This window comes from Cryobacterium sp. W22_MBD10_FK3 (assembly GCF_052113745.1).
Lineage (GTDB): Bacteria > Actinomycetota > Actinomycetes > Actinomycetales > Microbacteriaceae > Cryobacterium.
The window spans coordinates 49,629-56,490 of sequence record NZ_JBGQOH010000023.1 but is presented as its reverse complement, the minus strand read 5'-3'; the positions used below and the strand labels follow the sequence as shown (position 1 = coordinate 56,490).

Below are 6,862 nucleotides of genomic sequence, written 5' to 3'. Positions count from 1 at the left end.
CCCCCCCCCCCCCCCCCCCCCCCCCCTCCCCCCCCCCCCCCCCCCCCCCCCCCCCCCCCCCCCCCCCCCCCCCCCCCACGACTCCTGCTCGGTCAGACGAACAGGTTCGCGCGCTCGAGGTCTTCGGCGAAGTCGACCTCGACAGCGTAGAAGTCCGAGATGTCGACGGGCTCGACGAGCATGCGGTTCTTCTCGATGGCGAGCTCGATGCCGCGCTCGAAATAGTCCTGGTCGCCCACCTTGCTGAGGTGGTGGATGAGCATCGCTTTGTCGGCGGCGGACACGTAGTTGATGCCCACGGCCTCGCCGAGCCCGTTCTTCACGGTCTTCGACAGCTCCTTGATGTAGCCCTCGGCGCTTGTCGTGTACTTGACTTCCTCGTCAGAGACCTTGGACGTGTTGACGGTGACGAACGACTGGTCGCGCTTCATCATTGAAGCGGCACGGTCGAGGATGGCGGGGTCGAACACGACGTCGCCGTTCATCCACAGCACGCCGCCGTTGCCGGAGGCACGCAGGGCGCGCAGCAGGCTCTTGGACGTGTTGGTCACGTCGTACTGCTCGTTGTACACGAAGGATGCCTGCGGGAACGCCTCGATGATGTGCTCGAGCTTGTAGCCCACCACGATGGTCACCTTGGTCTTCTTGCCGAAGGCGTGCTCGATGTTGTCGAACTGCTGCTGCATGATCGTGCGACCGTCATTGAGCTCGGTCAGGGGTTTCGGAAGCGAGCGGCCGAGTCGGCTGCCCATTCCTGCTGCAAGTATTACTACCTGGGTGGTCACGAATATCTCCTAAGAAAGATCTGGGTGGCCCCGCAATGGCCGGACGTTTTCGCCGAGTTTGCCTGCGGTTCACCCCTAAGTTCACATACAGACACACCGTTATGCCACCTTCAGACTAGCTGAAGACCCCGTTCTGGGGGAAGGGACCGCCCAATGCGTGTCCGGATCGTGACGATTCGAGCGGCGGGCGGATCAGGGATTCCGGTCGGAAGTTTAGTGGGAATCCGCCTGCGGAACCCGTCGGCCTCAGCGAGGTCAGACGGTCCTTGGTAAGTTAGCGAGGTGACTCCAGTGCCTCCGAACTCCGAGCCTGACGAGCAGACTCCGGTCTTGCCCGTTCCCGATACGGAGCTGGAACGCGAGGGTAGTGCCATCGAACACGCCACCCCTGCGGACCGCCCCCATGAGCCCGTTTCTCCTGATGCTGCTGCCGCGCCGAAAACCGGCGCGAAGGCCCCTCGCAAGGCCCCCGTGCGCCGTGCGCCGCGCACCGTTGATTCAGCGACCTCCAACGTGGCGATGCCCGAAGCCGCAACGCCTGACGCCGTGACCCCGGAGGAATCTGCCACCCCGGTGAAGCCCGTGCGGAGCACGACCCGCGCACCGCGCACTCCGGCGGCCCCCCGAACCAGCGCCACCACCCGCACCCCGGCCAAGAAGAAGCCGGCCGCGTCCGCGCTGGCAGCGGATGTGACAGCGACCACCGCCCCGGACAGCGCTGCGACTACCGAGAGCGCTGCGCCTGCCGAGAGCGCTGCGCCTACTGACAGTGCTGCGCGCAACGAACCCGCCACGGTCGCCGCCCGGGTCACGGTGACACGCGCCCCCGCAGCTCGCAAGGCGCCGGTGAAGCCCGCCGTGTCCAAGGCCACCCGGCTTCCTGCCACTACGACCGCTACGGCGGACACCGCAGCGGCCGTTGCAGCCGCAGCAGTGATCGACCAGGACGAGCCCGCCGCCGCTGTCGGTGCAGCCCCGACCCCGGTTGAGGCCGGCACCGCCGAGACGGCCGCCGCTCCGGAGAAGCCCGCGAGCGCCGCTGCCCGATCGAGCAGCGCACGAACCGCCGCCTCGAAGGCCGCAGCGGCCAGGGCCGCCGCCGCCAAGACTGAATCGGCCACCAAGGCCGGAGCCGCCAGAGCCGCCGCGACCAAGGCAGCCGCGGCGAAGTCCGCTGCCGCCCGGTCCGCTGCCACAGCATCCGCACGCGCCGCCACCGTTGCTGCTGCGGCCGCCGCTGCGGCACGGTCGAATGCAGACGGTCCCGCGACCGCCGACGCGACAGCCGCGAAGCCTGCTGCTGCCCGGCCTGCTGCCAGGAAGCCTGCTGCTGCCAAGACCGCCGCTGCAGCGCCCGTCGAGGCCAAGCCGCCTGTCACCGAGGCGACTGCGGCCGAGCCGACTGTCGCTGAGCCAGTCGTCGCTGAGCCTGTCGTCGCTGAGCCTGTCGTCGCTGAAAACGACGCCCCTGCGCCCGTCGAAGACGCTCCCACCGTCGTTCTCCCGGTTGCCGTGGCCGGTGCGACGCCGACCGAGCCGGCTGACGCGAGCAGCGCCGACGCGTCTGGGCCCCAGAGCGATGTGAGCGCGTCCGTGCCGACCGGCGACGAAGAGACCATTGTTCTCACCCTGCCGACCATGGACCAGGACGACACGGCGGTGCTGACGCCGGCGCAAAGCACCCCGGCAATCAAGCCGTCGTGGACCGCGAAGCGCCCGTTTTGGCGACTGCCCGTATTCGCGCCGAAGCAGGCCGGGGAGAGGCCTCCGGGTGCAACAGAGGATGCTGCGCCGATCAAGGACGCTGCGCCGACAACGGACGCCGAGCCGACCAAGGACGCTGCGCCGGTCACGCACACGGCGCCCGTCGTTTTGGCCGCGGACACCACCCGGCCCGCCAAAGCAGTGCCGGCGCCAGCCGTCGTCGCACCCATCGTCGCTGCAACGGTTGACGTTGCACCCGTTGTCGCCGCGCCTCTCGCCGCGCCGGCACAGCGCATCCCGCCGGTCGTGCGCAAGCCGCTGGCTCCGCGCACCGGCGCATCCGCCGTCATCGGTGATCTCGCCCCCGTGGAGATCGCCGTCAGCGGGCTGAACAAGCGTTTCGGCCAGAACGTGGCCGTCGCCGACGTCAACCTCGAGGTGCGGGCCGGATCGTTCTACGGCATCGTCGGTCCCAACGGTGCGGGCAAGACCACCACCCTGTCCATGATCACCGGGCTGCTGCGGCCGGACTCCGGTTCGATTCACGTGCACGGTGTCGATGTCTGGGCCGACCCGGTGGCCGCCAAGCGCACCATCGGAGTGCTTCCCGACCGGCTGCGGCTGTTCGACAGGCTCACCGGTGCGCAGCTGCTCTATTACGCCGGCGTACTGCGCGGCCTCGAGAGCGAAACCGTGCGCGCCCGCTCCGCCGACCTCGCTGCGGCCTTCGGCCTCGAGGACGCCCTCAACCGCCTGGTCGCCGACTACTCGGCGGGCATGACCAAGAAGATCGCCCTGGCCTGCGCCATGATCCATTCACCGCGTGTGCTGGTGCTCGACGAGCCGTTCGAATCGGTCGACCCGGTGTCGGCCGTGAACGTGACCGAGATCCTGCAGCGCTACGTCGCCGCCGGCGGAACCGTGATCCTCTCCAGCCACGGCATGGACCTGATCCAGCGGGTCTGCGACCACGTGGCCATCATCGTGCAAGGCTCTGTGCTGGCCGCCGGAACCATCGACGAAGTGCGCGGCAACGTGTCGCTCGAAGAGCGTTTCGTCGACCTGGCCGGCGGACGAAAGGTTGCGGAGGGCCTGGAGTGGTTGCACAATTTCTCGGACTGAAACTGAGGCTTCTCGCCAATCTGTTCCGGCGCAGCCCCTGGCAGGTCGTGGGAGTGGTGCTCGGCCTGATCTACGGGTTGCTCGTCGCCGCCGCGCTGGTGGCGATGCTTGTCGCGTTCCGTTTCGTTGACGATGTCGGAGCCATCCGTGACGGCCTCATTGTGGGCGGTTCGGTTGTGGTGCTCGGATTCATCCTCGTACCGCTGGTCTTCGGCGTGGACGACAGCATGGACCCGCGCAAATTCTCCACCATGGGCATCCCGAACAAACAGCTCTCGCTCGGCTTGGCCGTGTCCGCGCTGGTCGGGGTGCCGGCGACGACACTGGCGCTGGTGCTGCTCGGCACCGTCGTGACCTGGTCAAGGGGAGTGGGGGAAACCCTGTTCGCCATCCTGGCGGCCGCGCTGCTGCTGGCGACCTGCATGCTCGCCTCCAGGGTGAGCACGTCGATCTCCGCCTTCCTGCTCTCCACCCGCCGGTCCCGGGAATTCACCGGAATCGTGGGCATCCTGCTGATCGTCATGATCACCCCGGTGGTGGTGTTGCTGGTCAACGTGGACTGGAGCAAGTACGGGCTGGACATGATCGGCGGATTCGCCGCCATCCTTGGCTGGACGCCGCTGGGTGCTGCCTGGGCTGTGCCGGGCGACGCCGCGATGGGCGACTGGGGCGTTGCCTTCCTGCGGCTGCTCATCGCCGCCCTCACCGTGTACCTGTTCTGGCTCGCCTGGCAGGGGCTGGTGGCGCGGATGCTCGTGTCGCCGGGTCGCGAGGCGCAGGCCAGGGCCTACGGCGGACTGGGCTGGTTCGACCGGATGCCGCACAACCCGATCGGCGCGATCGCGGCCCGCAGTATCACCTACTGGGGCCGGGACCCGCGCTACTGGGTCTCCCTGATCATGATCCCGATCGTGCCGGTTCTGGTGATCCTGCCGCTCGTCTTTGCCGGCATGCCATTCGAATACCTCGTGCTGGTTCCGGTTCCGCTCATGTGCATCTTCCTCGGCTGGACCCTGCACAACGACGTCGCCTACGACCACACCGCGATTTGGCTGCACGTGGTCTCCGGACCCCGCGGAGTGGCCGACCGCGTCGGTCGCCTGGTGCCGGCACTGTTCGTGGGCATCCCGCTGATCGGCCTCGGATCGGCCCTCAGTGTCAGCGTGTACGGCGACTGGGCGGTGCTTCCCGGGCTGCTCGGCGTGAGCACCTGCATCCTGCTCGCCGGACTGGGCTTCTCCAGCTTCACCTCCGCCCGGTTCCCCTACCCGGCGACGAAGCCGGGCGACAGCCCCTTCGCGCAGCCACAGTCCTCGGATACCGCGGCTGCGATCATTCAGTCGTTCACCTTCGTCGGGTCGATCGTCGTGGCGCTGCCGGCCATCGTCTGCGCTGTGCTCGGTATCTTCGTGGATCCGGTCTGGAACCTGCCGGCGTTGTACTGGGGACTCGGCATCGGCTTCGTGATGTTGGTCGGCGGGGTATGGCTGGGCTCGCGCACGTTCGAACGTCGTGGCCCCGAAATGCTCTCCTCCGCATTGCGCGCGTAGCTGCATACACTTGAAGTTATGACACACGACATTCGCGCGAGCATCGCAGAGCCCGGCCGGGGCCCCGAAACCGGTGGCGGAACGTCCACCCTCGATCGTGAACTCGAGGAGCTGCTCAACCAGGAGCAGATCGAACCCGGCGACCACGAGCGTTTTTCGCACTACGTGCCGAAGGACAAGATCCTCGAGTCCGCCATGACCGGCAAGCCGGTCAAGGCGCTGTGCGGCAAGAAGTGGTTGCCGGGACGCGACCCGGAGAAGTTCCCGGTCTGCCCGACCTGCAAGTCCATCTACGAGAAGATGAAGCAGGACTAACCCCGCTCCACCTCCGCTGGTTCTGCCGGCGCAGGTTTCTAGCGGTACACCGTCGGGATGACGGCGTCGCCGCGGCCGAGCCGGAACGCGTCGATCGGCAACTCGCGCATGGCCGCCGCGTTCTGCTCGCGGGCATGACGGGTGCCGGCCGCGCCGAGGTAGCGTTCGTCGACGACGCCGGCCTCCATCAGCGGCACCAGCAGCGAGCGCTCCGTGGCACCGGCGGTGTCCGGATGGCCCTCGGTGTTCGGAGCGACGACCGGGCCGTCGGCGGTGACCATCACGATCTCCTCGCGGGCGGTGCCGGTGGCGTCCAGCCGGCGCAGCGCGCTCTTGCGTCCGCCGACGGAGGCCTTGGACGCCGAGGTCTTCGCCACCGACACCCACTCGTCCGCCGCGTTCTTGTGCGCCACCAGCTTGTACACCATGCCTGCGGCCGGGGCCCCCGAACCGGTGACGAGGGACGTGCCGACACCGAACGCATCGACGGGCGACGCCGACAGTGCTGCGATCGAGTACTCGTCCAGGTCGCTGGTCACGGTGATGTGGGTGTTCACGGCGCCGAGCGAGTCCAGTTGGGCCCGTGCGGCGGCGGCGACGGTGGGCAGGTCGCCGGAGTCGATCCGGATCGAGCCCAGTCCTGTTCCGGCCACAGCGACGGCCAGTTCGATACCGCGTTCGATGTTGTAGGTGTCCACGAGCAGGGTGGTCGACGTGCCGAACGCATCCACCTGGGCGCGGAAGGCCTCCTCCTCGCTGTCGTGCAGCAGGGTGAAGGAGTGCGCGGCGGTGCCCATGGTGGGGATGCCCCAGCTGCGACCGGCTTCGAGGTTGCTGGTGGAGGCGAACCCGGCGATGTACGCGGCGCGGGCCGCGGCCACGGCGGCGTACTCGCTGGTGCGCCTGGAGCCCATCTCGGCCAGCGGCCGGCCCAGGCTCACAGACACCATGCGGGCGGCGGCGCTGGCGACGGCGCTGTCGTAATTGAGCACGCTGAGAATCAGGGTTTCGAGCACGACGCACTCGGCGAACGTGCCGTCGACCTGGATGAGCGGTGAGCCCGGGAAGTACGCGTCACCCTCCCGGTAGCCCCAGATGTTGCCGTTGAAGGAGTAGTCGGCCAGCCAGTCGAGGGTGGGCGGGCGCACCACGTTGTTGTCGCGCAGCCAGTCGAGCTCGGCGTCACCGAACCTGAAGTCGCGGATCAGGTCGAGCAGCCGCCCTGTGCCGGCGACGATGCCGTACCGCCGGCCGGCGGGCAGCCGGCGGGCGAACGCCTCGAACATGCACTCGCGGTCGGCGGTGCCGCTCTGGATGGCGGCATCCACCATGGTGAGCTCGTAGCGGTCGGTTCGAAATGCTGAAGACTCGGTCACGCGAGAAGCC

General features: G+C 68.3%; 5 protein-coding genes. 3 read left to right on the top strand and 2 right to left on the bottom strand.

Features of this window, described 5'->3' with window-relative positions:
- Positions 1-92: 92 nt before the first annotated feature.
- Positions 93-785, bottom strand: a complete 693-nt coding sequence (locus ACEN2M_RS16470) for an NTP transferase domain-containing protein (protein WP_441649225.1) — start codon at positions 783-785, stop codon at positions 93-95.
- 2,052 nt (positions 786-2,837) lie between these two features.
- On the opposite strand from ACEN2M_RS16470, the gene ACEN2M_RS16465 reads away from it, so the two are divergent.
- Genes ACEN2M_RS16465 through ACEN2M_RS16455 form a run of 3 tightly spaced genes read left to right on the top strand, consistent with a single transcriptional unit; the run spans position 2,838 to position 5,476 of the window.
- Entirely contained in the window at positions 2,838-3,611 is a 774-nt protein-coding gene (locus ACEN2M_RS16465; protein ID WP_441649228.1) for an ABC transporter ATP-binding protein, read from the top strand.
- The gene (locus ACEN2M_RS16460; protein WP_441649224.1) at positions 3,587-5,161 is read left to right on the top strand and encodes a hypothetical protein; all 1,575 of its coding nucleotides are present in this window, start codon (positions 3,587-3,589) and stop codon (positions 5,159-5,161) included. Before ACEN2M_RS16465 ends, ACEN2M_RS16460 begins: the two co-directional genes overlap by 25 nt.
- Positions 5,162-5,179: 18 nt before the next feature.
- Positions 5,180-5,476: a DUF3039 domain-containing protein gene (locus ACEN2M_RS16455; protein ID WP_441649223.1), complete on the top strand. Its 297-nt coding sequence runs from the start codon at positions 5,180-5,182 to the stop codon at positions 5,474-5,476.
- A gap of 38 nt (positions 5,477-5,514) precedes the next feature.
- On the opposite strand, the gene ACEN2M_RS16450 is transcribed toward ACEN2M_RS16455, so the two are convergent.
- A complete protein-coding gene (locus ACEN2M_RS16450) occupies positions 5,515-6,852 on the bottom strand; it encodes a nicotinate phosphoribosyltransferase (protein ID WP_441649222.1) in 1,338 nt (445 codons plus the stop codon).
- Positions 6,853-6,862 lie beyond the last annotated feature (10 nt).

Excerpts from the sequence above, each read along its gene's own strand:
- ACEN2M_RS16455 (WP_441649223.1), top strand. The coding sequence starts at position 5,180 with ATGACACACGACATTCGCGCGAGCATCGCAGAGCCCGGCCGGGGCCCC.